The organism is Mesobacillus sp. MER 48 (assembly GCF_023714225.1).
GTDB classification, from domain to species: Bacteria; Bacillota; Bacilli; order Bacillales; family Cytobacillaceae; genus Mesobacillus; species Mesobacillus oceanisediminis_A.
The window spans coordinates 632,457-657,736 of the sequence record NZ_JAMAUR010000003.1; the positions used below are offsets into that span (position 1 = coordinate 632,457).

24 protein-coding genes are annotated in these 25,280 nt (G+C 44.9%); 8 read left to right on the forward strand and 16 right to left on the reverse strand.

The window, feature by feature from the left end:
- Positions 1 to 169: 169 nt before the first annotated feature.
- Both M3593_RS14385 and M3593_RS14390 read left to right on the forward strand, forming a co-directional pair.
- A complete protein-coding gene (locus tag M3593_RS14385) occupies positions 170 to 1,705 on the forward strand; it encodes an FAD-dependent oxidoreductase (RefSeq protein ID WP_251542485.1) in 1,536 nt (511 codons plus the stop codon).
- A gap of 144 nt (positions 1,706 to 1,849) precedes the next feature.
- Positions 1,850 to 2,026 carry a hypothetical protein gene (locus M3593_RS14390; protein ID WP_251542484.1) on the forward strand — a complete coding sequence of 59 codons (177 nt, stop codon included), beginning with the start codon at positions 1,850 to 1,852 and terminating at the stop codon, positions 2,024 to 2,026.
- Between the two features lie 7 nt (positions 2,027 to 2,033).
- Here the strand turns inward: M3593_RS14390 and M3593_RS14395 are convergent, their stop codons facing one another.
- The 3 genes from M3593_RS14395 to M3593_RS14405 form a co-directional block, all read right to left on the reverse strand.
- A complete protein-coding gene (locus M3593_RS14395) occupies positions 2,034 to 2,933 on the reverse strand; it encodes an NAD(P)/FAD-dependent oxidoreductase (RefSeq protein WP_251542483.1) in 900 nt (299 codons plus the stop codon).
- Positions 2,934 to 3,105: 172 nt separating this feature from the next.
- The gene (pgmB, locus tag M3593_RS14400; RefSeq protein ID WP_144479317.1) at positions 3,106 to 3,774 is read right to left on the reverse strand and encodes a beta-phosphoglucomutase; all 669 of its coding nucleotides are present in this window, start codon (positions 3,772 to 3,774) and stop codon (positions 3,106 to 3,108) included.
- A 559-nt stretch (positions 3,775 to 4,333) separates the two neighbouring features.
- Positions 4,334 to 6,625, reverse strand: coding sequence for a glycoside hydrolase family 65 protein (locus tag M3593_RS14405; protein ID WP_251542482.1), 2,292 nt, complete (start codon positions 6,623 to 6,625; stop codon positions 4,334 to 4,336).
- Between the two features lie 232 nt (positions 6,626 to 6,857).
- Between M3593_RS14405 and M3593_RS14410 the strand changes: the two genes are divergently transcribed.
- On the forward strand, positions 6,858 to 7,226 hold the full coding sequence (locus M3593_RS14410) for a cytochrome-c oxidase (protein WP_251542481.1): 369 nt from the start codon (positions 6,858 to 6,860) through the stop codon (positions 7,224 to 7,226).
- Positions 7,227 to 7,269: 43 nt separating this feature from the next.
- Here M3593_RS14410 and M3593_RS14415 read toward each other — a convergent pair whose 3' ends face one another.
- On the reverse strand, positions 7,270 to 8,475 hold the full coding sequence (locus M3593_RS14415) for an MFS transporter (RefSeq protein ID WP_251542480.1): 1,206 nt from the start codon (positions 8,473 to 8,475) through the stop codon (positions 7,270 to 7,272).
- A gap of 204 nt (positions 8,476 to 8,679) precedes the next feature.
- Between M3593_RS14415 and M3593_RS14420 the strand changes: the two genes are divergently transcribed.
- Complete coding sequence (locus M3593_RS14420) at positions 8,680 to 9,525, forward strand: hypothetical protein (protein ID WP_251542479.1); 846 nt, start codon at positions 8,680 to 8,682, stop codon at positions 9,523 to 9,525.
- An 18-nt stretch (positions 9,526 to 9,543) separates the two neighbouring features.
- Here the strand turns inward: M3593_RS14420 and M3593_RS14425 are convergent, their stop codons facing one another.
- From M3593_RS14425 to M3593_RS14435, 3 genes are all read right to left on the reverse strand, one after another.
- Positions 9,544 to 11,778 (reverse strand): sensor histidine kinase, encoded by a 2,235-nt coding sequence (locus M3593_RS14425; protein ID WP_251542478.1) that lies wholly within the window; start codon positions 11,776 to 11,778, stop codon positions 9,544 to 9,546.
- Entirely contained in the window at positions 11,756 to 12,448 is a 693-nt protein-coding gene (locus M3593_RS14430) for a response regulator transcription factor (RefSeq protein WP_144479329.1), read from the reverse strand. Before M3593_RS14430 ends, M3593_RS14425 begins: the two co-directional genes overlap by 23 nt.
- A gap of 472 nt (positions 12,449 to 12,920) precedes the next feature.
- Positions 12,921 to 13,385: an HAD family hydrolase gene (locus M3593_RS14435; protein ID WP_251542477.1), complete on the reverse strand. Its 465-nt coding sequence runs from the start codon at positions 13,383 to 13,385 to the stop codon at positions 12,921 to 12,923.
- A 60-nt stretch (positions 13,386 to 13,445) separates the two neighbouring features.
- Between M3593_RS14435 and M3593_RS14440 the strand changes: the two genes are divergently transcribed.
- On the forward strand, positions 13,446 to 13,982 hold the full coding sequence (locus M3593_RS14440; protein WP_251542476.1) for a dihydrofolate reductase family protein: 537 nt from the start codon (positions 13,446 to 13,448) through the stop codon (positions 13,980 to 13,982).
- A gap of 17 nt (positions 13,983 to 13,999) precedes the next feature.
- On the opposite strand, the gene M3593_RS14445 is transcribed toward M3593_RS14440, so the two are convergent.
- Positions 14,000 to 14,980 carry a DUF4179 domain-containing protein gene (locus tag M3593_RS14445; RefSeq protein WP_251542475.1) on the reverse strand — a complete coding sequence of 327 codons (981 nt, stop codon included), beginning with the start codon at positions 14,978 to 14,980 and terminating at the stop codon, positions 14,000 to 14,002.
- Complete coding sequence (locus M3593_RS14450; protein WP_251542473.1) at positions 14,958 to 15,491, reverse strand: sigma-70 family RNA polymerase sigma factor; 534 nt, start codon at positions 15,489 to 15,491, stop codon at positions 14,958 to 14,960. The genes M3593_RS14445 and M3593_RS14450 overlap by 23 nt, the downstream gene beginning before the upstream one ends.
- A 413-nt stretch (positions 15,492 to 15,904) precedes the next feature.
- On the opposite strand from M3593_RS14450, the gene M3593_RS14455 reads away from it, so the two are divergent.
- Positions 15,905 to 16,282 (forward strand): VOC family protein, encoded by a 378-nt coding sequence (locus M3593_RS14455; RefSeq protein WP_144479339.1) that lies wholly within the window; start codon positions 15,905 to 15,907, stop codon positions 16,280 to 16,282.
- A 124-nt stretch (positions 16,283 to 16,406) separates the two neighbouring features.
- Here the strand turns inward: M3593_RS14455 and M3593_RS14460 are convergent, their stop codons facing one another.
- Complete coding sequence (locus M3593_RS14460; RefSeq protein ID WP_251542471.1) at positions 16,407 to 17,282, reverse strand: SGNH/GDSL hydrolase family protein; 876 nt, start codon at positions 17,280 to 17,282, stop codon at positions 16,407 to 16,409.
- 260 nt (positions 17,283 to 17,542) lie between these two features.
- On the opposite strand from M3593_RS14460, the gene M3593_RS14465 reads away from it, so the two are divergent.
- Entirely contained in the window at positions 17,543 to 18,799 is a 1,257-nt protein-coding gene (locus tag M3593_RS14465) for a GGDEF domain-containing protein (protein WP_144479343.1), read from the forward strand.
- A 588-nt stretch (positions 18,800 to 19,387) separates the two neighbouring features.
- On the opposite strand, the gene M3593_RS14470 is transcribed toward M3593_RS14465, so the two are convergent.
- The 6 genes from M3593_RS14470 to M3593_RS14495 all read right to left on the reverse strand — a co-directional run bounded on the left by M3593_RS14470 (position 19,388) and on the right by M3593_RS14495 (position 23,665).
- Positions 19,388 to 19,768 carry a peroxiredoxin family protein gene (locus M3593_RS14470; protein WP_144479345.1) on the reverse strand — a complete coding sequence of 127 codons (381 nt, stop codon included), beginning with the start codon at positions 19,766 to 19,768 and terminating at the stop codon, positions 19,388 to 19,390.
- Positions 19,769 to 19,784: 16 nt separating this feature from the next.
- Positions 19,785 to 20,132 carry a DsrE/DsrF/DrsH-like family protein gene (locus M3593_RS14475; protein ID WP_144479347.1) on the reverse strand — a complete coding sequence of 116 codons (348 nt, stop codon included), beginning with the start codon at positions 20,130 to 20,132 and terminating at the stop codon, positions 19,785 to 19,787.
- Between the two features lie 164 nt (positions 20,133 to 20,296).
- Positions 20,297 to 20,794, reverse strand: a complete 498-nt coding sequence (locus tag M3593_RS14480) for a cupin domain-containing protein (RefSeq protein WP_251542469.1) — start codon at positions 20,792 to 20,794, stop codon at positions 20,297 to 20,299.
- 91 nt (positions 20,795 to 20,885) lie between these two features.
- Entirely contained in the window at positions 20,886 to 21,734 is an 849-nt protein-coding gene (ypfJ, locus tag M3593_RS14485; RefSeq protein ID WP_144479351.1) for a KPN_02809 family neutral zinc metallopeptidase, read from the reverse strand.
- Between the two features lie 212 nt (positions 21,735 to 21,946).
- Complete coding sequence (locus tag M3593_RS14490; RefSeq protein ID WP_251542467.1) at positions 21,947 to 23,074, reverse strand: NAD(P)/FAD-dependent oxidoreductase; 1,128 nt, start codon at positions 23,072 to 23,074, stop codon at positions 21,947 to 21,949.
- A gap of 129 nt (positions 23,075 to 23,203) precedes the next feature.
- A complete protein-coding gene (locus tag M3593_RS14495; RefSeq protein ID WP_144479355.1) occupies positions 23,204 to 23,665 on the reverse strand; it encodes a DUF2243 domain-containing protein in 462 nt (153 codons plus the stop codon).
- 394 nt (positions 23,666 to 24,059) lie between these two features.
- Here M3593_RS14495 and M3593_RS14500 point away from each other — a divergent pair, with 394 nt between their 5' ends.
- A complete protein-coding gene (locus M3593_RS14500; RefSeq protein WP_251542464.1) occupies positions 24,060 to 25,232 on the forward strand; it encodes an MFS transporter in 1,173 nt (390 codons plus the stop codon).
- The last annotated feature ends 48 nt before the right edge of the window (positions 25,233 to 25,280 follow it).

The following is a 25,280-nucleotide window of genomic DNA, read 5'->3' on the forward strand; positions in this document are numbered from 1 at the left end:
TATTTTTTATTCTTTATTTTATCATGCTGCACCCGTAATCCTGGCCAATTCGCTCAATTTGGTAAAAACTTGTCTATCCATATTTTTAGGGGGTAAAAGGAAAAATAGCATGATTCTCACTAAAACAGGAAAAATTAAAGACTATGAAGACTTTTAAGGAGGATTGTTGATGAACGATTATACTTCAAAGCTGCCTCGTTTCCCTGAACCTTACTGGCGTAAAACAGCTGAACTGCCTTCTTTCCCGAAGCTGCAGGAGGACCTGAAGACAGACGTTGCGATCATTGGAGGCGGAATCACAGGCTTGACCTCTGCCTACCTGCTGGCGAAAGCTGGTGCGAAAGTGGCGGTAATTGAAGCCGGCAGTATCTTAAACGGCACAACCGGGCATACAACCGCAAAGGTGACGGCACAGCACGGGTTAATTTATGACGAGCTCATCAGCCACTTTGGTGAAGATCACGCCCGCCTTTATTATCAGGCCAATTTTGACGCAATGCAATTTGTTAAAAATCTGGTGAAAGAACAGCAGATCGATTGCGATTTCACAGAAGAGGATGCCTATTTATTTACCAATTCCGATAAGGAAATGGAAAAGCTGCTTAAGGAATTCAAGGCCTATGAAAAGCTGGGTGTCGCAGGAAGTGAGTATGTATCAGAAGTACCTATTCCTGTTGAGGCGATGGCAGCCGTGGTCATGAGGAACCAGGCCCAGTTCCACCCGCTGAAATTTTTGAAACATCTGGCGGAGCGTTTTACAGAAATGGGCGGTCAAATTTATGAAAATACAACCGCAGTCGATTTGGTGGAGGGCTCTGAGCCTGTCGTTACGACAAGGGACGGACATAAGGTGCACTGCAATCAGATGATCATCAGCACCCACTTCCCATTTTACGATCTAAAAGGGTTCTATTTTTCAAGGATGCAGGTCCATCGTTCCTATGTGCTTGCCGTTAAAACTGAAAAAGAATTCCCGGGCGGCATGTACATCAATGCCGAGACACCGTCACGATCCCTGCGCTATACAGACTGGAATGGCGAAAAACTGGTGCTGTTCGGCGGAGACAGCCATATCACAGGACAGGATGATAATACGCATCAGTATTATGAAGCCCTTGAGGCGTTCGCTGCCCAGACGTTCGGCGTAAAGGAAATCCCTTTCCGCTGGAGTGCGCAGGACCCGACTACACTTGATAAAATACCTTTCGTCGGCAAATACTCATCAAGCACAGATAACATCTTTGTTGCCACAGGCTACCGAAAATGGGGAATGAGCAACGGTATCAATGCGGCGCTGCTGATGTCCGATCTTGTCCTAAGGAAAGACAATCCGTATGTGGATGTGTTCGAACCGCAAAGATTCCATGCAAAACCGGATGTAGCGACATTCGTTGCTGACAATGCCACTGTCGCAAAGGAACTGGTTAAAGGGAAACTGGAGCGTCCATTAACCGATCCCGAAAGCCTTGGCCACGACGAAGGCGCCGCCATAACAGTCAACGGCAAACGGGCAGGAGCCTATCGTGACGAAAACGGCCAGCTGCACGTCGTAGATACTACCTGTACCCATATGGGCTGCGAGCTAAAATGGAACAACGGCGATCGCACCTGGGATTGCCCATGCCACGGCTCACGCTTCTCCTATAAAGGAGATGTCATTGATGGGCCTGCCGAACTGCCACTGGAAAAAGTCGATCTGGAATAAAACGAAGCCGCCATTCATGTTTGAGTGGCGGCTATCTTTTTGTTTTGTCCAGCAGGGAACTTATTTCCCCGGCCGGGAATATATTGGTCTCTAGCAGGAATAAAGTGGTTCCAACCGGGAGTATCTTGCTCCAAATGGAATATCTTGCGTCCAACTGGAGATATCCCGCTCACAACTGGAGATATCCTGCTCACAACTGGAGATATCCTGCTCACGACTGGAGATATCTTCCCCTCAACTGGAGATATCCTCCCTTCCAACCTGCAATTTCTTCGCCCAACCGGGACAGATTACTTTCACAAGGATGAAATAACCTTATAACAGCTAATTATTCCTTTTCCGCTAAAAGTGTCTTATGGATCCAGATGCTGGCCTGCATGCCGTCTCCCATCGCGATTGTTGTTTGCTCGGAATGGGCTACAAGGTCACCTGCCGCCCAAACATTTTCGACATTGGTCATCTTGGTCCGTGGGTCCACTAATACATGCTTGTTTTTATGAATGTCGACGCCAAGCTGTTGCGCGAGCTGCGATTTTACTTCATTTCCTCCAAAGGCCATGAAGCCGCGTTCCGACGTCAGCTTCTCACCATTTGCAAGCATAATCCCCCTGAAATCCGGACCATCCGCCAGCACCTTTTCAATTGGCCCTTCAACATACTTAATTCCCTTTTTCTTCATGGCGGACATTATATCCTCGTCCACTTCTTTGTTTTCATGATTCACATAAGTGAGTTTATCTGTGAAATAATTCAGGGTCAGTGCCATATTTGCGCCAGGATTCCCCGAGCCCATTACGATTGTCGACTTGTCTTTCACTTCATGTCCATCACAATCCGGACAGATATACACACTGATTCCCAGAGTAGGCATCAGCTCCGGGAAAGGAGGCATCCGGTCCATGACTCCTGTGGCCAGGAGCAATGTCTTCGCCTCGTAAGTATCTCCACTCTCCGCTTTGACTTCAAAACCAGCCCCTGTTTTTTTTGCAGCCTCAGCTTTTCCGATCACGAACTCCACGCCATACTGAGCAGCCTGTTTTCGGCCGATTTCCCTTAACTGTGGACCGCTTACTCCATCTGGGTAGCCAAGAATATTATGATAACTTTGGCATAATGCGGACCTTCCATCTCCTGCATCAAGCACCATTGTTTTATGATTGTAACGTCCGAGTTGAATCGCCGCCTGCAGTCCGGCAATCCCCCCTCCAACTATAAGGCAATCGTACATACTACTACACCGTCCTTTTTAAAAATTCCCATAGTAGCATATTTCCCTGTTAAAGAGCGGATAATCCAACAATTACTTTCTGAATGTTTTTACTAATACTAGTTATGACGAAACCAACAAAATGGCTCTTTTAAAAAAACCAGCCGCATAGCTGCGACTGGGTTTTGGAGTGTTAACTATTATAAACTTCTACGATTTTCTCAAATGAAAGCTTAGAAGTGCTGGTATAGACAATATCAGCATTTTCAAAGCTTTCCTTAGGACCGACAGCAACTGCATACATTCCGGCAGCTTTGATGGCCTGTACGCCAGCTGCTGCATCCTCGACACCGATGCAGGCTTCAGGCTCAACGCCTAGCATTTCGGCAGCACGCAGGAAGACTTCTGGATGCGGCTTGCCGTTTACGACTGTTTTTGCGTCAACGATGATATCAAATTCAGATTTCATCCCGAGCGACTCCATTACGGTGAACGCGTTCTTGCTTGCTGACGCAAGGCCTAGTTTTAGCCCATTATCTTTGATGTCCCTGATCAATTCCTTGATCGCCGGCAACAGGTCAACAGGAGTGATGTTCTGGATCAATGTCAGGTAGTGCTCATTTTTCTTCTCAGCCAATGCTTCTTTTTCATCAACTGAAAAATCCCCCATCCGGCCGCCAAGCTCAAGAATCTTTTCGAGAGAATCCATCCGGGAAACACCCTTCAGCTCCTCGTTGTCCTCACGGGTAAAAGTAATTCCCAAATCCTCAGCCAGCGCCTTCCACGCTAAAAAGTGGTATTCCGCTGTATCCGTAATGACCCCATCAAGGTCAAAAATAAAAGCTTTTAGTGGTCTAGTCATTGCCAAAACTCCTTTCACGAGTCATCCATGCAGTCTCAGAAGCAGATTCTGAGAATCATTGGACATTTCATTCCCACTCAAACACGCAAATGTCTATATAATTGCTTTTCTTGACTTCTCTTCGCCATTCACTATCCAAAATGTCTATTAAGACTCGGTTCTTGGACATTTCAACGCTTTCTACTCTCCAAAATGTCCATTAAAGCACCTTTCTTGGACATTTCAACAGCTTCTGCTCTTCAAAATGTCTATTAAACCGCTTTTCTTGGACATTTCATCCCTTCACACTCTCCAAAATGTCCATTAAACCACTTTTCTTGGACATTTCAACCCTTCACACTCTCCAAAATGTCCATTAAACCGCTTTTCTTGGACATTTCAACCCTTCACACTCTCCAAAATGTCCATTAAAGCACCTTTCTTGGACATTTCTACACCTTCCGCTCTTCAAAATGTCTATTAAATCCACCCTTTTTGGCCATTTCACTGCAATTCACACAGTAAAATCTTTCCCCAATGAGAGAGACCTTCAGGCTTGCCTAAAGATCTCTTCATCAACTTATTTCAATTTTACAGAAAGCTTGCCTTCTGCAGGGATGGTTACGTCCTCGCCGTAAAGTTTCATGGCGAGTTCTGGTCCTTGCTGTGTGAGGACGACGTTTTCCTGGTTCACTTCTACCTTGATGTAGTGGTCGCGGTAGATAATCTTGAAGCTGTATTGCTCCCAGGCTTTCGGGATGAATGGTGCGAATGACAATGTGCCTTCTGCTGTGCGCATGCCTGCGAAGCCCTGGACGATCGCCAGCCATGCACCTGTCATGCTTGTGATGTGCAGCCCGTCTTCTGTATCGTTGTTGTAGTTATCTAGGTCAAGGCGCGCCGTGCGGTTGTACATTTCGTATGCCTTTTCTTCCATGCCAAGCTCTGCTGCAAGTACTGCGTGAATACTTGGTGACAATGATGACTCGTGGACGGTCATTGGCTCATAGAATTCAAAGTTGCGGCGCTTCTCTTCTTCCGAGAATTCATGGTTGAAGAAGTATAGACCCTGAAGAACATCTGCCTGCTTGATGAAGCAGCTGCGCAGGATTTTATCCCATGACCAGTTCTGGTTGATTGGGCGATCTTCGGCTGCAAGCTCATCCACCGTCATCAAATCTTTATCAAGGAATGTATCGTGCTGAACGAAGACACCTTTTTCTTCATCGTAAGGGAAATACATTCTTTCAACGATATCCTGCCACTTAGCAAGTTCTTCAGTAGAGAATTCAAGGCCTTCGAGGCGCGCCTCATGGCCATTCTGCTTAAGTAAATCGATGACTTCAAGCGTGTATCGCAGTGTCCATACAGCGATACGGTTTGTATACCAGTTGTTGTTAACATTGTTTTCGTATTCATTCGGACCTGTTACGCCATGGATCATATAGACATTCTTGCTCTTATTGAAGTGAACTCGGTCAGCCCAGAAACGAGAGATGCCAGCGAGCACATCAATTCCGTATTCGTGGAGATAATCTTTATCCCCAGTGTAATTCACATAGTTATATATCGCATAGGCGATCGCACCGTTACGATGAATCTCCTCGAACGTGATCTCCCACTCATTGTGGCACTCCACGCCTGTAAAAGTAACCATTGGGTAAAGTGCACCCTTCAGTCCCTGCTGCTTCGCATTATGGTAGGCTCCTTCCAGCTGGTTGTGGCGATAGACAAGCAGGTTGCGTGCAACCTCTGACTCTGCAGTAGAAAGGTAGAGCGGAATTGCGTAAGCTTCTGTATCCCAGTAAGTAGCACCGCCATATTTTTCACCTGTGAAACCTTTAGGGCCGATGTTCAGGCGCGAATCTTCTCCATAATAAGTTGAGAATAACTGGAACAGGTTAAAGCGGATTCCCTGCTGTGCAGAGTCATCACCGGCAATTTCGATATCAGCAATTTCCCAGCGGCTCAGCCAGCCATTTCTATGCTCTTCCAATAACTGTTCGAACCCTTTTTCAACAGAACGATCAAGCACTTCACGCCCTTTTGAAACCAGTTCGCCAGCTTCATAGTCACGGTCGGTTGTAACAGCAACATATTTATAAAGGGTTACAGTTTGTCCCTGTTCAGCTTTCACTTCGATGACATTTTCTACGTATTCTGCTTTTTCATTTACTTCAACCTTTGACACATCGCCTTCGACAACCGTTTGCATAGTTGTCGCTACCTGGAAAGTCGGAGTGCCGAATGGATTGTCTTTCGTCTTCATGACAAGGCTGCCGCTGTAGTCTGCAGCATCCCTGCTGACTTCATACCAGAAGTCCTCTTCATAGTTGGAGTCTTCATTGCGGACGTCCCCATCAAGATAAGGAACAAAGGTAACGTTTCCATTATAGTTTTTGGCAGTGACAGAGTAACGAATAGCGGCCAGCTCCTGATCAGCTACTGACAGGAAGCGAACGGCTTCCACTTCTGTTTCATTTCCGTTTAGAGTGACGGTAAATTTTCGTGTCAAAATACCATGCTGCATATCAAGCTCGCGATAGTAATCGCTTACTTCAGCATTGTGCAAATCCAATTCTTCACCATCAATTAGTACTTTGATGCCGATAAAGTTCGTGGAGTTGATGACCTTTCCAAAATAATTCGGATAGCCATTTTTCCACCAGCCTACACGTGTTTTATCCGGGAACCAGACACCGGCAATATAAGATCCGCGATGGAAATCCCCAGAGTATGTTTCTTCAAAATTCCCGCGCATGCCCATATGTCCATTCCCAAGGCTCATGATGCTTTCAGCCAGGCGGAAATCCTCTTTATTCAAGTCCGTTTCGACGATCTTCCAGCTATCAATTCCAAATAATCTTTTCATAGCTTTATCTCCCTTTTAGAAGTTGTACAAACGTTTGCACTATTATATCATGAATATCCGTAAAAATGACGAAAACAAAGGTGATATTTTTGTGTCATGGGGAACTTATTATTATTTTACTATCATCGTCGATAGGAAAAATAAATTTACCTATTTCATTAGTACATATGTTATAAATTTTCAGAACTTTTATATAATCTAAAAGAACTAATTAGAGAGGAGGAAAATAGCTTTGAGCATACGGTTTTTCAAGGTCGCTGCGGTCTATTTTGTTATTGCCATCATTCTAGGAATTGTTATGGGGATCGTCCATGATTTCACCATGTCCTCAGTGCATGCACACTTAAACTTGTTAGGCTGGGTCTCAATGGCCCTGTTCGGGACGATTTATTATTTATTTCCACAGGCTGGTGACAGCAAGCTTGCTTCAACGCACTTCTGGCTTCATAACATTGGAGTTCCGGTCATGCAGGGCGGGATTACATTATCCATGTTGGCAGGGGGAGTCATTTTCACCGTCTTTGCCATTGTGGGATCATTAGTCGTGGTCATTGGGGGCATTCTCTTTCTTGTGAATGTGTTCAAATATGTTCATGCATGATTAAGATGAAAAAGTTCGCCTCCTCGAAGGCGAACTTTTTCTTTTAAGCCAGCTCTTTCTGCTTCGTCTCCGTACCCCAGAAAAATACTGCCGCGGCACCAATCAGGATCGCGATACAGAAGATCGTGAAGATGGCTGTGATCGATAGATTTTGCGCTGAAAGATACGGGACCATCAGCGGTCCGGCAATTCCGCCGATGCGGCCAAAGGATGCGGCCATTCCCGCTCCTGAACCGCGGATTGTCGTTGGATATTGTTCTGGTGTGTAGGCGTACAATGCGCCCCAGGCACCAAGGTTGAAGAATGACAGCAAAATTCCAGCCGTAATCAGCAATGCCAGCGAATCTGCCGTCCCAAAGAAATAGGCGCTGAGGGCAGTTCCAATTAAATAAACAACCAGCACGAACTTCCTTCCCGCTTTTTCAATCAGCCATGCTGCGGTAAAATACCCCGGAAGCTGGGCGAGAGTCATGATCAAGACGTATTGGAAACTCTTGATCAATGTGAATCCCTTCATGACCATCACGCTCGGCAGCCAGAGGAACATTCCATAGTAGGAAAATACAACACTGAACCATAGAATCCATAGCATCGCCGTTCTCTTGAAATGTTCCCTTGACCAGACCTCTGCGATGCTCTCCCTCATCGTCAGCCGTTCTTTCTTGGAAACCGCAAGGAATCTTGGTGAATCAGGCAAGTTGATACGAAGATACAATGCATACAATGCCGGCAATGCACTTAGGATTAACGCCATTTGCCAGCCAAACTTCGGAATGATGAAATATGAAATCAACGCTGCAACTAGCCAGCCTGCCGCCCAGAAGCTTTCAAGCAGTACAACGACACGCCCGCGTTTCTCCGCAGGCACACTTTCAGAAACAAGTGTGGATGCAACCGGCAATTCACCGCCAAGCCCCATTCCGATAAAAAACCTCAGCAGTAAAAAGAATGACAAGGTCGTTGCCATCGCAGATATTCCGCTTCCAGCAGAGAAAAGCAATAAAGTAATGATAAAGACGTTTTTCCGGCCGATCCGGTCAGCAAGCAATCCAAATACGAAGGCACCGACTGCCATACCAATTGAGTTTACGCTGCCAATCCACCCCATTTCCTTGCCTGTTAATCCCCAGTCCACCTGCAGGGCAGCAATGACAAAGGACAGAATCCCCACATCCATTGCATCAAACATCCAGCCGAGCCCGGCAATCCCTAATAGCTTCTTTTCTGAAATCTCCTGTGACTTTTTCATAAAACCCTCCTGCAACACTAGCGAGATACAAATAGTTTCCCTAAAATGGGTTGTTTTAACATAAATTTTTGTGCTGCTTCTTTATATTACCATGTGTCTTTACACTAGTCATGATATAAATTTACAGGTTCTGTTCCGGTAAATAATTTCAAAGAATTAGCAAACATTATAGCTATATACTTTGTAAAAACTGGAGTGTTGGATATGAAAAAAAACAAACTCGCTTCAAAGTACGCTATTCCTTTTCTGCTGCTGGCTGTCGTTCATGTCTTGCTTTTTTTCATATTCACTAAAAGAAGCCGCCAAAAGAATATATGGACCTTGCTGCTCACCAATATTGGATTGGCTTATTTATTCGAGTACCCGGTCCTAAATTTGTTCAAAGGGTACTCCTATAAGCCAAAGGTCCTTAAGAAAAGAGCCCATGATCAAATCCTCGGGGCTATTTTATCACAGGGATTTTATGTTCCCATCACGGCCACCCTCCTTACTTTGTACCGAAAAAATAAGTACTGGAAGCTCGGCAGCACGCTTATTTATTATGGTATTGAACGATATTTCCTGCATTTGAAAATCTATAAAGCCTACTGGTGGAAGCCATCCTATACGGTATTCTTTATGAATATCTACTTTTATATCAGCGATTGGTTTTACAAAGCCTTGAATGCGGAGAAAAAATGGGCACTAGTGATAGCCCAATACCTGTCAACTGAAGTCATCTGTGTTACATTGCTCTATATATCTGCGGTTGGCAGGAAAGTCCGCTTTGGACGGGGAATCTACCACTCATGGCGCGAACATTTTATCATCGCTCCCCTCTACAGCCTGGTCCGGGCAGTTTTCCTTGTCATCACCTCTTCAAGACAAGGGATCCTTCCAAGGCTGAACATGTTCATAGGATTGACCGGCATGGATTGGGTTCTGGTGAGGACCGGTCTCTTGAAGTTGCATAAGCTCTGGAATATTCCATTCAATGCAATGATGGTCCTGGTATCAAGGTATTTGTATATAATAATCCGCCAAAAACAGCCAAAGCCCCCCTCTGCATAGCAAAAGGGGGTGCTGGTGTTAAGCTAATTGGTCAAGGACGACTGTTACCTTGAACAGATCTCCGTCTACCTCGATGTCAAGCGAGCCTTCGTGCAGATCGACGATCGATTTGGCGATTGCCAGCCCTAGCCCGGAACCTTCTGTATGGCGGGACTTGTCTCCGCGTTTGAAGCGCTCGAACAGTTCATCCAGGTCTTCTCCTAGCTCATATTTGGTGATATTTTTAAAAGTGAGCACCACCTGGTTTTGCTCTTCTTTTACCGAAATATAGACCCTCGTATTCTCCAGTGCATACTTCAGGATATTGCCGATCAGATTATCGAACACCCTCCAGAGTTTTTGCCCGTCAACAAATGCATAAACCGGATGATCCGGCTGGGAAACGCGCAGCTTTAATGAAGACTGGCTCAGCGCTTCGTTATGTTCGGCCAATGCCTGCTGCAGCAGCTGGTTAAGGTCGACCTTCTCCTTATTCAGCTCGATATTGCCGCTCGCCATTTTCGTTGCTTCGAACAAGTCATCGATCAGCACCTTGAGCCGCTTTGATTTACGGTCGAGGATTTCGATGTAGGAATCACGGTCTTCATGTGCGAGCTCAGGTGTCTTCAGCAGCTCAGTGTAGGTAATAATAGAAGTAAGCGGAGTCCTTAGATCATGGCTTACATTCGTAATCAATTCCGTTTTCAGGCGTTCACTTTTAGCCTGCTCTTTGTGGGAGGATTTCACAGTGTTTCTGAGCGCATTGATATTTGCTGCATGTTTCGCGATTGCAGATTTCCCTTTCACCGGTATGTCCGCACCTAAATTGCCTGCAGCCAATTCTTCTGTATGCTTCATTACTTTATTCAGGTAGCCAGCTTTCCTCATGATCATGATGAAAATCGGAAGACTGATGACACCAAAAGCGAATGCAATGACGATTATTTCTCCGCCGCCTGCTACAAGGACTGCAACAAACAGCATGCCCATCACAAAAACAAGCCCGAGGATTAAAAGCAGCTGGAATCCGATGCTCTTGATTAAAAACGCATTTAGAATGGAGTGATAGCTTTTTACTAACAAGCTGTTATTCAGGTCCTCTTTCAGCTTTGGCCAATCCTTGCGGTACTCTGATAGGAACCTCAGCTGAATCCACCCGAATGCCAGCAATGAAGCTGCAGCAACCAGACTGACGAACAGCTCGGTAAGGGTAGCGAATACATTTGAATGATAATAAACAAATTGTTCACTGATCAGAGTCATGGCCAGCAAAAGGAAAAACGCTGTCGTTAAAAGAATGACTGCCCTTACATCAAGCGGGATTCTCCCATAGAAGGGCTTCCACTTGTCGAATGAGCCTAAAACAGTTGCCGGTTTCCGTTTTGCCAGAAAATAACTTGCAATCAAGGCCGCAATACTCGCTAAAAGATAACCGAAAAAGAGTTTTTGGCTTTTCTGATAGTCTTTATAATTCATGATGGCGATGTTTTTTTCTGATGCGTGCTTAGAAAGCCCGATTTGGCCGATCATATCCCGGTCTTTTTGATTCTCGAGGATCGTTTCAGCCACTTCATTAAAGGGCAGGAAGTTTTCATTATAACCAGTGAACATATAGTTTTTTTGCAAACCCTCGTAATCCAGCACATAATACATATTTTTTTTATTCAGGTAGTCAGAGGCCGATTCACCTTTTGATAGATTAAGGTTCGTAATCACTTCTCCTGTTGTGTTGTCTTTAAGGTAATATTTGAAGGCATTCCCAAGATTGTTGAACTCGCGGCGGTAATTTTCCAGGTCCCGGTAAAACTCATCAATCTTCTTCTCTTTTTCTTTGACGATTTTAGCGCGGACATATTCATCACTATTAAAATTCTCCGTGATATCCGCAATCTTTTCGTCTCTTTCCTTCTTAAGGACAGCTTCTGCTGCCTTGTTTTCTGAATCGATGGCCGCCCGGATCTGGTCTTCATATTGCATGCTAATATTAGAAATTTGATCACTGAGATTGCCGTATCTAGTACGATGCTCTTCAATTTCCTCATCAGAAACAGTGATTTGCTTTTTCATTTCTTCTTTCGGCATTTTATAGAGCTCAAACATATTCAGCATGGAAACAAATTGATCCATTTGCGAGTTATATTCTTCCGACTCAAAATAATCGCCTTGCATAAACCTGCTTCCGTTTGTCAGAACTGAAAAAATACCGCTTAAACCAAATGCAATCAGAAGTACCCAGGTTACAAATAAATACTTACTTTTCGATTTTATATCCAATCCCCCACACCACCTTCAAAAATCTTGGATTCTTCGGATCGATCTCTATTTTTTCACGGATCTTGCGGATATGGACGGCCACTGTGTTTTCAGCATTGTAGCTTGGCTCCTTCCACACGCGCTCATAAATATCATTGATAGAGAACACTCTGCCGGCATTCGTCATCAGCAGTTCGAGGATTTTGTACTCGATTGGCGTCAGTTTTACCGGTTCACCGTGAGCGGTGACCTCCTTCGAGGCCTGGTCAAGTGTCAGGCCATTCAGGTCAATCACCTTCGCCTTCCCTTCGTATGTACCGAGCGTGACATATCTCCTGAGCTGCGACTTCACCCTGGCGATCAGTTCAAGCGGATTGAACGGCTTCGTCACATAATCATCCGCACCAACCTGAAGCCCGAGAATTTTATCTGTATCCTCCGCCTTTGCACTCAAAATGATGATCGGGATGTTCTTGTCTTCCCGGATTCTGAACGTCGTGGTAATCCCGTCCTGACGCGGCATCATTACATCGAGCAGGATCAAATGGACCGGCTGCTCATTCAGCTTCTCGATCGCTTCGATTCCATCCGCCGCCTTGATGACCTTGATTCCTTCGTTCTTTAAATAAATCTCGATCGCATCCCGTATCTCTTTCTCATCATCCACGACAAGCACATTGTATTGTTCCAAGTTTGAAAACCCCCTTCCCTAACAGGCAAACTTTGATATTTTCTATTCTAGGCAGTGAACCTTAATATTCACTGAGCATAAATCTTAAGATTTTCTTAATAATGGTAAAAGTGGTGTGTGAATCTATTATATATTTTTGTGAAGGATGAGAGGAAAGGGATTTTTGAAGATGTTTTTTATAAATCTTACAGAAGAAATCGGCTCAATCCCCAGGATAGTGAGCCGGTTGGATAAGTTTCATGCCTTTTTATTATTGTTGAATCTTTTTATTGGCGGTTTTCACAATTTTATTGGCGATTTTTTTGTTTTATTGGCGAAAAAACAAATTTATTGGCGAATTCACCCTACTTTTTGGCGAAAATCAGATTTTATTGGCGAACTGGAAATTTCGGTCGTTTTTTCCCATTTTAGGGTCGGTAATTAGGAGCCATTTTAGCCCTGTTATTTGCGCAAGCTTTGTAAAAATTCATGGTTATTTTCGCAGCGTAGCGATCAACCGCTTGGGATACAGCAGCAAATCCAACCCGTCAATGATATCTTGGATCATCAGATCGCTTTTCAACAGTGTTGCCGTTGCGCAGCCTTCTCTTCCGGCTATGGCAATGGCGAGGTCGGATTCCGCGAACATCGCTTCATCATTTGCTCCATTCCCCATGCAGATTACGCCATCCAGCCCCCGGACAAATTCCCCCTTCTCGTCTGTATGATTCTCTGACTGCAGAATCTGTACAGTGACAGGCAGTCCTTCACACTGCCGGACCACACTGCCGTTTGTATCCGCTGTAATGACATGAATCTCCATTTCCCTGCTAAGCAGCTGGATTCTTTCACCTACGCCAGAGATCAGCTCGCCGCCAAAAGCAATCGTTCCGTTAAAATCCAGGACCAGATGATGCAGGTTGAACTGGCCTCTCCCTGGAATGTTCAAGTCAAGCATGCAGATGCCCCCTCAAATTTGATAGAATAACGTTATTATACACCTGCATGGAGGATATCGATGAAAAATAACAAAGTCATACTTTATATCGCAATGAGCCTGGATGGCTATATTGCCAGGCCGGATGGGACTGTTGATTGGCTGGATGATGTCGAAGGTGTTGGCGATAATGGTTACGGTAAATTTTACGCCCAGGTTGGAACGGTGATCATGGGGCGGAAAACGTATGAGGAAGTTCTGAAACTGACGGATGAGTTCCCTTATGCCGATAATGACTGCTATGTTCTAACGCGGCAGTCCCAGGAAAGCACTCCTCATGTCACGTTTACCGATGAAGACCCGGAAACACTGGTCTCCCGTGTCAAAAAAGTTTCTGATGGGTATGTCTGGCTTGTCGGCGGCGGAGTGCTTGTGAGACAATTCCTTGAAAAAAAGCTGATCGACGAAATCGAGCTTTATATCATACCTAAAACCATTGGCGAAGGAATCCCGCTGTTTCCCGATGGCACACCACCTTCTGATTGGGAATTAGCCAGCACAGGGCGCTACGGTCAGATTGCGGCACTGAACTATAAATTGAAAAAAGGCGCTGAATGATATCCAGCGCCTTTTCTTTATAATTCAATTTTGACTGACTCTAGTTCTTCTCCTGATTCCAATGCTGGCTTGACTTCAATAAAATCCGACTCTAATACCATTGGGATTGTGACCCGTCTCTTCTCCGTAACCAAGCCATTTTCGATTTCCCTTCCAATCTTGGTATCCGAAGTCCCTCCAATGATTTCCTTGCCCTTACCATCGAAAAGATCAATCATGACGCTTTGTCCGCCTTCTGGATAGCTCATTGTATATTCAATTGCTGTCGAGGATTTTCCCGTAATCAGTTTTTCGAGCGTGACTTTATGCTGACCAAGTTCAGTTGACTGACCTAGTTCGACCGTTTCATACGGCAGCTGCAAAATCGGTACATCAAAATTCCATTTCCCCTCTTCGTCCTTCCAGCTGTCATCAATTTCACCAATACCGAGGAAGTTCAACGGCAAATTCATTTCTGCCGGCAGCCCGCTTCTCGGGTAGCTCAATTGGATATGCCCTTTATAGCCAGCTCCATCCGGCACCAATTTCACCAGTTCCATTGTTTCTTCTATATTAGGGTCACGGTCGAAGATTTCATAGAATGCGTAAATATCATCCTTATCTCCTTTGACTTCACCCTTAACATCAAAAGTCACCCCGATAATCGCCCCATCATAGTAGGCTTCTGTAACTGTCACATCAATACCATCATATGTTGCCTTTTCGTCCAATTCGGTAATCAGTTGTTGAGAGGCCAGGTTTTCAGCTACCTTGTCATGCTCATACAATTTTGCCAGTAAAGGGATTTCAGCCATCACACTTGCCATAGATGGGAACATGAAACCTGATGAGATGAAAAGAGCTGCAGCAGCTGCTGATACTGCCCCTGCTTTAAATAGCGGCCGCCGTTTAGGTTTCATTTTGCTTCCTTTCCGAACACCCGCCTGAATTGCGCTTACGACATCTTCTTCAGGCACATCAATCTCGCCGACGAATTCAAGAAACGTTTTCTTTTCCATTTACCTCGCCTCCCAATCTATTTTTCAATTCCTTTCGGCCACGCTGCAGATAGGTCTTAACGGTATTCTCGGGTATGTCCATCATTCTGGCAATCTCGCTGATTGACAGGTCATGATAGTAAAACAGGATAATCGCTGTTCTATGCTGTTCTTTCAGCAGAGTAATGGCCTCCATCAAATCCAGGTTCTCCGCGACCCTATTATCACTGCTCGAAGGCAGCTCAACCAGTTCGTTCACCGGCATTTCTTTTTTCCTTTTTTTCAAAATGTCATAAGCACAATGAATCAAAATCCTCGTCAGCCAGGTTAAAAAGTATTGTTCATTCTTCAGCTGCCCAATCGCCAGAAATGCCTTGCATGAGGTTTCCTGGACAATATCAAGGGCATCCTCTCTGTTCCCCGCATATAAAAAAGCGGTTCGGTATAATCGCTCACTATGTAAAATCAACAGCTCTTCGAAAGCCCTGGCATTCCCCTTCACTGCTTTCTTCACTAGCCTTTCTTCTTTCATTTCCTGACCTCCTTTCACTTTTTAGAGCAGAATCAGGTTAAAAAAGTTTCAACATTTCCGAGATTATTTTTCTAATAGTTTGGAGATTACCACGAATTCATTTATATTGATAGACTACCTTACAATGTGAAGTTATGACTATCTTCTTCGCAAGCATTTATAAAAGCCTTGCAGGAGACGCCAAACCCCTGACCACTTTGGACGAGTCGAAAAGAATCACACCCCCACACATGTGATTGTCGGAACTAAGGATTTGTTAGGCGAAAAGAATTTCCAGAAAGAGGAAGGATTTTTCGGCCAGCAACTAGAAATAAAAAGTTATCAGATGGGCCATTTTCCATCACCTGAAAACCTTGAAAAAATTGATACAGACATAAGGGCCTTTCTGAAAAAACACTATTAGGAGACAAGTCATGCAATCAAACCAAATTAAAAAAATTGGTCAAATCGGCATCCCTGTTAAAAATATTGAAAGAGCCACTGCCTTTTATCAGGAAAAATTAGGGCTGCCACTTTTATTCAATACCGATACAATGGCATTTTTCGATTGTGGCGGTGTCAGACTCTTGTTAAGCATCCCGGAAAATGAGCAATTTGCCCACCCGAGTTCCGTACTTTACTTCCAGGTTGAAAATATCAGAGCAAAATATGAGGAGCTTCTGTCAATTGGGGTGAATTTCGCAGGTGAACCGCATGTTGTAGCGAAAATCGGCAATACAGAAACGTGGATGGTGTTTTTTATGGACTCTGAAGAAAACACCCACGCCTTTATTTCTGAGGTTGTTGCATAGAAAGTTGTTTTCGTATGGATTTTTACTGACCTGGGGGTTCTTCGATGATCCTTTTGTATCGGATATGCGAAAAGTATCTTCTTAAAAACAAAAAAGGATACTGCCACATTCGCAGGACCCCTTTTTACTGGATTGCTTTCAGTTCATTCTTTTTAAGGAATAGCTCGATTTGATGAGCGGCCATCATCCCAGCTGTGCTGTTCAAATGGATGCCGTCCGTCACCAGCAAGTATCCGTTTCGGACCGATATGCGGTCAAGGCTGTAACCGTACACGAAATGGTCGGTGACCGCTTTTTCGTACAGCTTCATGCTGTTTTTCAGCGAGCGTCCCCTCGTCTGGCCTTTTCCCTTTAGATAGGCTTTTAATTTTTCATTGAATGGAAGGTAGGAAACATTGTGTATTTCCGCGATTTTCTTGATGACGTCATTGTACTGGTCAATTTCCTTATTCGCTTTGGAAAAGAGGTTCTCACCAGCCACCGGCAGTGACAAAAGCCCGATATTGGCATGTGTTTCTGCTTTCAGTCTTGCAACAATCAGGGCAAGGTTCTTTTCATACACCAGTAATGACGGCTTTTCTAATTGCTCCGCAAGCTTGATATTCTTCCTGGCAAACTCAGGAGCTATTTTAGCTGAGGCGTCATTCAAGCCGACCAGGAGCACTACATAATCCGGCTGGCATGCAATCACGCTGTCCAGGCGCTGGAGGACGTCATAAGCCGTACTGCCATTCACGCCTGCGTTGATAAATTGGTAATCCTGGCAGCTCCGCCTCCTGGCTGCGTCATCAACGAAATTGTAGCTGATATTTCCATGGACTACATCGCCGCCGACCACAGCCACCAGCCTTTTGCCTTCCTGGTGCAGGCCTTTTTCCAGAAAAGCATGCGGATTATTGGCAGGCAAGTGTTTCAACCTGCTCTTCCGCTGGTAGTACAGTGATAAACTTACCGCAGCGGTCAACAAAAGCACTAAAATTCCGCCAAATAGTAATTCCATGTAAAACCCCTCTTCATTATATATTAATTAAATATTCTGAATATATATAATAAAATATTCGACAAAAAGCAGAATAATCCCTTTTCTGAGGGTTGTCTCCTGACATTAAAAGATTATAAATCCATTATAGCCCTTTATGATATGTGACAGACAATGAAATGGCACAAAAATTTGCACAAATCAAAAAATTACTTTGCAACTTTATTTAGAATTAGGATAAAATTAGGATGGTAGAGTTTGGGAGAGGGGAATTTTTACCTATGCTGAAAGCTAGGTTGTATGATTTTACATTATTTTTTGCTGCTATTGCCGTTGCTTTTGGTCTGGGTGTCTTTACATTAGATAAAAATGTGTTTTTAATCGCATTATTCATTTATTGGTTATTCTCAACCCTTTACAATCATTTACGGATCACCGCGCAAAACGGGACACTGAAATTCGACTACGGAATCAGCTATAGTTTATCCTTCGGGATTTTCGCGGGACCGATTGGACTATTTATTTTCGAGACCATCCTCCGATTCACTGTTTACTTTTCAAGGAAAAGTTCAAAAACCGCTGATGAAGATGAATTCTGGGATACATTTTACAATATAGGCGCACATGCGCTGATTTACTCCATTGGTTACTTTTTGTTTCAATGGGGATACGAGGCGTTCAATAACATACCATTTGGTTTCTGGCTCTTGATGTGCATCCTGACTGTGACAACTACTTTAATTTCCTATACTTTTTTATCGACTGCCTTTTTTATCATGGGCGAAATCAAGAATGTCAAGCAGGCCGTCAGGTTTTTCCGGGAAAGCAATAACTGGCTTGACCTGGGTAAAACAGCGTTCACGAATGGCCTGCTGCTGCTGTTGCTGACAGAACAGAAATGGGACATGGTCGTCGGCCTGTTCATCCTGAACTACCTTGTGAGCCGCTCCTTCCACTCGAAGTCGCAAAGCATCAAAAACAAGATTGAACGGGACAAGTTCGAACAAATGGCCTATACGGACTTCCTGACCAGGATTCCAAACAGAGCATTCATGGATAAAAAAATGTCCGAATTAAACAAGGCTGGTGAAACAGTCGGCATCGTCGTAGCCGATATCGATAAATTCAAGCTGATCAATGACTCGTACAATCATGCGGTGGGAGACCGGGTCATCCAGCATTTTGCCAATACTCTCAAAAGCTATTTATCTGCGGACGACTACGTTTTCCGCAGCGGGGGAGAAGAGTTCACCTTGATCCTGAGGAATAAATCCCTTAACCAAACCATCGATCTCGTTGAAAAAATCCGTCATGGAGTCGAAACAAGCTCAGTCGAAGTCGATTATCAATCCGAGAAACATAAAGTTAGCATCACCTCTTCCTTTGGGCTGTATTACTTCAAAGTAAACCAGTATACCTCCATGGAAAAAGGCTACATCTACGCTGACCAGCTCCTGCTGCAATCGAAGGAGCTCGGCAAAAACAAAGTCACCGTCAAGGACGAGCTACCTCAGAAGACCCCGGTGAATGCCATGTAAAAAGACAGAGAACGCGTATCTCTGTCTTTTTTTCGTTTGAAGTGTGGCCAGGTGCTGATTTTGACAACTTTGATGTTGTGCACCTCAAACCTGTCTGAATTCAGGGCTTTTTTTGACAGCTTTTCTGCTTTGCGCCTCGAACCTGTCTGAATTCCGAGCTTTTTTTGACAGCTTTTGGGCCTTCCGCCTCAAACTTGTCTAAATCCAGTTGTTTTTTTGACAGCTTTTCTGCTCTGCGCCTCAAACCTGTCTAAATTCAGAGCTTTTTTTGACAGCTTTTTGGCCTTGCGCCTCAAACCTGTCTAAATCCAGTTGTTTTTTTGACAGCTTTTCTGCTCTGCTCCTCGAACCTGTCAGGATCCAGGGCTTTTTTTGACAGCTTTTAGGCCTTGCGCCTCAAACCTGCCCAAATCCAGAGCTTTTTTTGACAGCTTTTCTGCTCTGCTCCTCGAACCTGTCAGAATCCAGGACTTTTTTTGACAGCTTTTCTGCTCTGCGCCTCAAACCTGTCTAAATCCAGAGCTTATTTGACAGCTTTTCTGCTCTGCGCCTCAAACCTGTCTGAATTCCCCTGCATTCAGCATCATCTTAAAAATGCATGAATAAATCTGCGGATGCTGCTTCGTTTAATAGCCACTTGATTGGTACTTGTTCGGCGGGGTAGATAAACTCGAAATTGTCTTTCACATCGAGATCCACGACATACAGTTGGGCTCCCATTTCGACGGCGATTCCAAGGAGGTCATGGACGGATGCCACACCAAAGTCATTCAATGCGTTTGATAGATACTCCAAATCCTCGGACGGGACTGATATATACCGTTTATCGAGGATATTCACTCCTTTGCGGGAAAATGCAAGGATGACATCCGCACCTGAGGAGGCAGCCCCGACCGCTACATTCAGGGGAGGGTACGCCGACTCCAGTTCATCATGCATGGCCATCACAACTACCTTCTTCTTCTCCATCAGGCCTTCACCTCCATCAGTAACTTAGCACCGCATCTGCCTGGTAAGCGGCTTCTAAAAAAGTTGCAACACCTGACAACTCTGCTCCTTCAACAAGTTCCAGCCCATCAGCGATCAGCACATTCATCTGGCAGCCAAAGAACTTGATTCCCAAATCCATCGCCTGCTTCATCTGTTTTTGCAAATCGATATTGTGGGTTCTTTCCATGATCTTCAAATATCGTTTATCCAGCACCCTGGCGCCGTCCAAATCAAAGAAAATCGCTACCTCATTGTCTTCCTCTGCTTTTTTCAGGGCTTTTTTCAAAACATAAGGAACATTTGAGCTCAATGAAACGAAATAAACAAATTTCTTTTTGGCCATCGGCGACCCTTCTTTCGTTAGTTTGCTACAACTATTTAATTTGTCCAAACGACGATTTAACATGAACAGTTCACACTATTATTATATACCCAATATGGTATATTTAGAAGCAAAAAAAACAGACAGCCCTGGGTTACAATTCCCTGCTGCCTGTCCACCTTTCCTTATTTTACCCATTTTTGAAGAAGTGGTCCTGATTCCCCATATACCGGATCCGTTTCCGGCACGGGTACGTTTTTAATTTGGGAGAGAGCCTGCGCCCGTGTGCCAGGGTCTTCTGTTTTCAAATCCGGCTTCCTTCCGTTGGGATAGGCACCCACGACTGCAAAATCCTGGCTGCTGTCAATCTTCTTGTGGCCAGTCCCAGCCGGGAGGACAACTACATCTCCGGCTTTCAGCTCAAGACGCTCTCCGCTGTCCCCGCCGATTTGCACGGTTGCGCTGCCTGCTTTCACGCCTAACACCTCATGGGTGTTGGTATGATAGTGGTGGTAATCGTAAATATCACCCGTCCAGGTTCCTGTCCAGTTATGCTGCTCGAATTGTTCCTCCATGCTTAAGTTGCCGTCAAAAACACCCTGGTAGACAATGACCGGCAATGTCGGATTGTTTGGAATATCACCTGTGTCCTGTGCAAAAAACGATTGTATTTGTGTTCCCATTGTGGAATCTGCTCCTTTCTTTTAAAAGGTTAAAAGTTAAGTGCCACCCACAATGATGGCATCGGCCAAAAAGGCCTCTGCTTATCTCTACCTAAAATCCTCGTGTGTTAAACGTGTCTCCCTGTTCAAGGTTGCCTGCTTTATAACCTTTGTAGAACCAGCTCTTTCTTTGTTCGGATGTACCGTGTGTGAAGCTTTCCGGAACGACATAGCCCTGTGACCGTTTCTGGATGGTGTCATCCCCGACGGCACTTGCTGCATTCAGTGCTTCCTCAAGGTCGCCTTCTTCAACCACACCCATCCCCTGGGCATGGTGCGCCCATACGCCTGCCAAATAATCGGCCTGCAGTTCAAAACGCACTTGATATTTATTGAATTCCGTCTGATCCAGCTTGCCGCGAAGTGAATTCAGTTTATCGGATGTTCCCAATAATGTTTGCACATGGTGGCCGACCTCATGGGCAATGACATATGCCATCGCGAAATCACCAGGCGCCTGGAATTTAGTCTGTAGTTCATCATAAAAGCTCAGGTCGATATACAGCTTCTGATCACCCGGACAGTAAAACGGCCCTACCTGTGAACCCGCCATTCCGCAGGCTGACTGAACACTCCCGGAATACAGCACGAGAGTAGGCTCCTGATATTCCATTCCTTGTTCCCTGAATACATCGGACCACACTTCCTCTGTATCGGCCAGGACGACTGAAACGAATTGGGCAAGCTCCTCTTCCTCTGCTGTTTGCTGGTAAGGAGCGGGCGACTGGTTACCGCCATTCGTCATATTGTTGAGGACATCACCCATATCGCCCCCTCCGAGGAAGGTCATGACTACCAGTAGGATGATCCCGCCAATGCCGCCGCCCATGAGCATGCCTCCGCCGCCTCTACCCCTTCTATCTTCTACATTGCTGCTCGCTCTTCTGCCTTTCCATTCCATGTTGATGGTTCCTCCCTGCTTTATAAAAAACAATGATTGGACATGCTAATTGATTTCCTTAGTGTTATACCCGCTATGAGGCGATTTATTTGCGTTTCCAGGAATATTTTTTGCAGCAGCAATGGTTTCCAGAAAATCAAAGAATAACCTGCAGGGGTAACTTAAAAAAATTAAAGCAGTTCACCCAAAAGTGAACTGCTTCCCGTCATTGCCTAGGAAATATCCATGACTATTGCTTCTGATAGATCGTACAAGGCAAGATCAATATCCAATTTTCTGCCTGATGCAAGTTGGGCAAGCTGGTACCCAAGATATGGACCGACTGTCAGGCCTGAGGACCCGAGTCCATTTGCCACGAACAGATTCTCGAACCCTGGAACCTGCCCAATGATCGGGAGGAAGTTTGGAGCGACAGGGCGGAAGCCTACTTTCGTTTCAATAAAAGTCCCATCTGCCAGGCCAGGTGCTGCCTCCAAGCCTTTATCAAGTATTTCATGCATACCGCCCAGGGTCGGCCGCCGATCATATCCCATATCGTTTTCATGTGTGGCGCCAATCACTACTTTTCCGGCATCGAAAGCCACTATATATTGATTATTCGGCGGCATCACAACAGGCCAGTCTCCCGTTTTCTTGTTTTCGAGTTGCAGATGGACGATTTGGGCTTTTTGAGGAGTGATTTTCAGCTCCATCCCAAGCGGCCTTAACAGCTCAGGCGCCCATGCACCTGCTGTGATGATCAACTTATCCGCTACATATCTCGTTCCGCTGACAATGGCCCCTGTTACCTTGCCGTTGGAAAAATCAAGGTCCGCACTTCCTTCTATCCACCTGGCACCGTGTTTTTGTGCAGACGCTAATAATGCCTGCCGAAGCAGACGCCCATTCACACGTGCAGCCCCGCTTACATGGACAGAAGAAAACGCCTCGGATAGCGGCGGGAACAACGCTCTTGTTTCCTCCGTACCAAGCTGCTGGATATTTCCTATATCAGGTGCTTCCCCCCTTCTTTGTATCGCTCTTTCTTCCATTTTGACTAATTTCTCTGAAACGGTATGGAGGCTTATCGAACCTGTTCGCTTATAGCCGGTTTCATGTTCACCATCTTGTTCTAGCTGTTCTATCAGCGATTTATAATAGGCAGCCCCATTTTTCGCTAGGAAATACCACGCCTTGTTTCGCCGCTGGCTCAGCCACGGACAGATGATCCCGGCAGCAGCGTCTGTTGCCTGCCCCGGCTCTCCTCGATCAATGATTGTCACACTCTTTCCGGCCTTCGCTAAATGATAAGCAGTAGAGGCACCCAGAATTCCTGCCCCGATGACTACATATTTTTCCATCCAAACACCTTTTTCTGTAAAAGTTTCCTGTTTACCATTCTACAGAAATTCCGTTACAGACTCAAAAGGCTTATGTCAATTGAACTCAAAGGTATGTACAGAGGGATCGTTCTGTACATGATTTATACCTCATTCAACCTTGCCATTGGCAGGACGTTTTCTTCGAATTGCCTCTCCGGCGATCACCAGCAACAATCCTAACGCCAGGAAGGAAATATCATAAAATAGAGCGTTTGGATCGCCTGGTTTTACACGATGGATTTTTAAAAGGTGATGGTTTATCAAACCCTCAACCAAATTGAAAATGCCTGCTCCGGTTAAAAATCCGCCAACAAGCCGGTTAACCCCCCGTGATACCTCTGACGGTCTGCCTGCCAGCCACAAGAGGATCCCTCCTATGACCAGAGCGACTGTCACACCAAAATGGAAGATTCCATCACTTGCTATCTGCCCAGGCCTGGTTGTATCCGTTACAACGCTATGCCACTGGAGCAATTGGTGAAAAATAATGCCGTCCATCGCCCCCATAAACCCAAAGCCAAGAATAAAACTGCCTATTCCAAGGAAATTTTTTTTCGTTTTTGGGCTCATTGCAAAACTCCTCTCGGGATATATTTCAACTTTTGATTTATTTATCCAAACTGACCGGCAACTAACCTTTTATCAGGATGAAAAAGGTTTTGATAATGAAAAAGTTTTTAAGACTCTCTTTTCGCTATACCCCCACGGTTTCTGATATAATTTTCTTTATCGTTAAAAGTTATCGTTAAAGGCTGTTTTCGTAAAGATTGTTGTTAAAATCCTATAAAGCCGATTTTAACGTGGTAAAAAGCCATTTGCAGTTCGGAATTAAGTGTGCAGGCTCTTTTCTCATCATTAGCTTTAATTTTGTGGACAAAAACAGGTCATTCAATCCCAATTATGTTGCCAAAAGCAACAAAGTTTGAGAAAAGAGCTTAGTTAAAATAATGGAGTGAAAACGAAAATGAATACAAAAAAGGCTCTGCCTATTTTATTTTTAGTCATGTTCCTAGTGATGGTCGGATTTGGGATCATCATTCCAGTCATCCCTTTCTATGCGGAGGAAATCGGGGCGACACCCACACAACTTGGACTGTTGATGGCCGTTTACTCGCTGATGCAGTTTTTATTCGCGCCAATGTGGGGCCGCATTTCAGATAGGATTGGCAGGAAGCCGGTCATCATGATTGGTATTCTTGGATTGTCTCTATCCTTTTTCCTGATGGCCATATCAACCCAGCTGTGGATGCTGTTTGCAGCACGGATTATCGGCGGTTTTCTGTCATCGGCCAATATGCCGACGGTAATGGCCTATGTCGCGGACATCACCTCTGAAGAGGACCGCGGAAAAGGGATGGGAATCATCGGTGCTGCTGTTGGACTGGGCTTCATCTTTGGTCCAGCGATCGGCGGTGTATTTTCCAAAACAAGTTTGAGTACACCATTTTACATTGCTGGTGCCACTTCACTTATCACGTTCTTAGTTGTCACCTTTGTATTAAAAGAGTCCCTTTCTGCGGATCAGCGCAATAGTGAGGAACGGGAGCGCACTTCATTAATGAAAGCTTTCACTGGACCTTTGTCCATGTTGTTTTTGCTTCAGTTGTTCGTTTCCCTTTCGCTATCGGGGCTTGAGGCAACTTTTGCCTATTTCGCTGCGGAAAAAGCAGAACTCGGCTCAGTTGAATTGGGCTATATTTTCATGATCATGGGACTTGCCGGTGCTGTTGTGCAAGGCGGATTAGTCGGCAGATTGACGAAGACACTAGGCGAAGGAAAGGTCATACAGCTCGGCATTGTCATTTCTGCAATAGGTTTTGGATTGATTCTCCTGACTGAAGGTTTTGGCACAGCCGCATTATTCCTGACCATTTTCGGAATCGGCAACGGATTGATCCGGCCAAGTGTATCTTCATTACTGACAAAAAAGTCGACGACTGGTCATGGCGGAACAACTGGGCTGCTCTCATCCTTTGACTCCCTCGGCAGGATTATCGGGCCTCCTCTAGGAGGATGGCTGTTCTCGATTGCTATTGGGTTGCCGTATATTTCAGGGATTGTACTCTCAATTATTGCTCTGATGCTATATCAATTCTATCAAGCACGGACAAAAACATCCCATTCGATAAATCAATAAATGTAAAGAGGAGGATGGCATATTGCCATCCTCCTCCTCTTATATAGA

Excerpts from the sequence above, each read along its gene's own strand:
- M3593_RS14450 (WP_251542473.1), bottom strand. The coding sequence starts at position 15,491 with ATGAAAGAAGAAAGGCTAGTGAAGAAAGCAGTGAAGGGGAATGCCAGG.
- M3593_RS14385 (WP_251542485.1), top strand. The coding sequence starts at position 170 with ATGAACGATTATACTTCAAAGCTGCCTCGTTTCCCTGAACCTTACTGG.
- M3593_RS14500 (WP_251542464.1), top strand. The coding sequence starts at position 24,060 with ATGAATACAAAAAAGGCTCTGCCTATTTTATTTTTAGTCATGTTCCTA.
- ypfJ (WP_144479351.1), bottom strand. The coding sequence starts at position 21,734 with ATGGAATGGAAAGGCAGAAGAGCGAGCAGCAATGTAGAAGATAGAAGG.
- M3593_RS14395 (WP_251542483.1), bottom strand. The coding sequence starts at position 2,933 with ATGTACGATTGCCTTATAGTTGGAGGGGGGATTGCCGGACTGCAGGCG.
- M3593_RS14480 (WP_251542469.1), bottom strand. The coding sequence starts at position 20,794 with ATGGGAACACAAATACAATCGTTTTTTGCACAGGACACAGGTGATATT.
- pgmB (WP_144479317.1), bottom strand. The coding sequence starts at position 3,774 with ATGACTAGACCACTAAAAGCTTTTATTTTTGACCTTGATGGGGTCATT.
- M3593_RS14435 (WP_251542477.1), bottom strand. The coding sequence starts at position 13,385 with ATGCTTGACTTGAACATTCCAGGGAGAGGCCAGTTCAACCTGCATCAT.
- M3593_RS14460 (WP_251542471.1), bottom strand. The coding sequence starts at position 17,282 with ATGGAATTACTATTTGGCGGAATTTTAGTGCTTTTGTTGACCGCTGCG.
- M3593_RS14455 (WP_144479339.1), top strand. The coding sequence starts at position 15,905 with ATGCAATCAAACCAAATTAAAAAAATTGGTCAAATCGGCATCCCTGTT.
- M3593_RS14465 (WP_144479343.1), top strand. The coding sequence starts at position 17,543 with ATGCTGAAAGCTAGGTTGTATGATTTTACATTATTTTTTGCTGCTATT.
- M3593_RS14420 (WP_251542479.1), top strand. The coding sequence starts at position 8,680 with ATGAAAAAAAACAAACTCGCTTCAAAGTACGCTATTCCTTTTCTGCTG.
- M3593_RS14475 (WP_144479347.1), bottom strand. The coding sequence starts at position 20,132 with ATGGCCAAAAAGAAATTTGTTTATTTCGTTTCATTGAGCTCAAATGTT.
- M3593_RS14405 (WP_251542482.1), bottom strand. The coding sequence starts at position 6,625 with ATGAAAAGATTATTTGGAATTGATAGCTGGAAGATCGTCGAAACGGAC.
- M3593_RS14445 (WP_251542475.1), bottom strand. The coding sequence starts at position 14,980 with ATGGAAAAGAAAACGTTTCTTGAATTCGTCGGCGAGATTGATGTGCCT.
- M3593_RS14440 (WP_251542476.1), top strand. The coding sequence starts at position 13,446 with ATGAAAAATAACAAAGTCATACTTTATATCGCAATGAGCCTGGATGGC.
- M3593_RS14495 (WP_144479355.1), bottom strand. The coding sequence starts at position 23,665 with ATGAGCCCAAAAACGAAAAAAAATTTCCTTGGAATAGGCAGTTTTATT.
- M3593_RS14470 (WP_144479345.1), bottom strand. The coding sequence starts at position 19,768 with ATGGAGAAGAAGAAGGTAGTTGTGATGGCCATGCATGATGAACTGGAG.
- M3593_RS14490 (WP_251542467.1), bottom strand. The coding sequence starts at position 23,074 with ATGGAAAAATATGTAGTCATCGGGGCAGGAATTCTGGGTGCCTCTACT.
- M3593_RS14415 (WP_251542480.1), bottom strand. The coding sequence starts at position 8,475 with ATGAAAAAGTCACAGGAGATTTCAGAAAAGAAGCTATTAGGGATTGCC.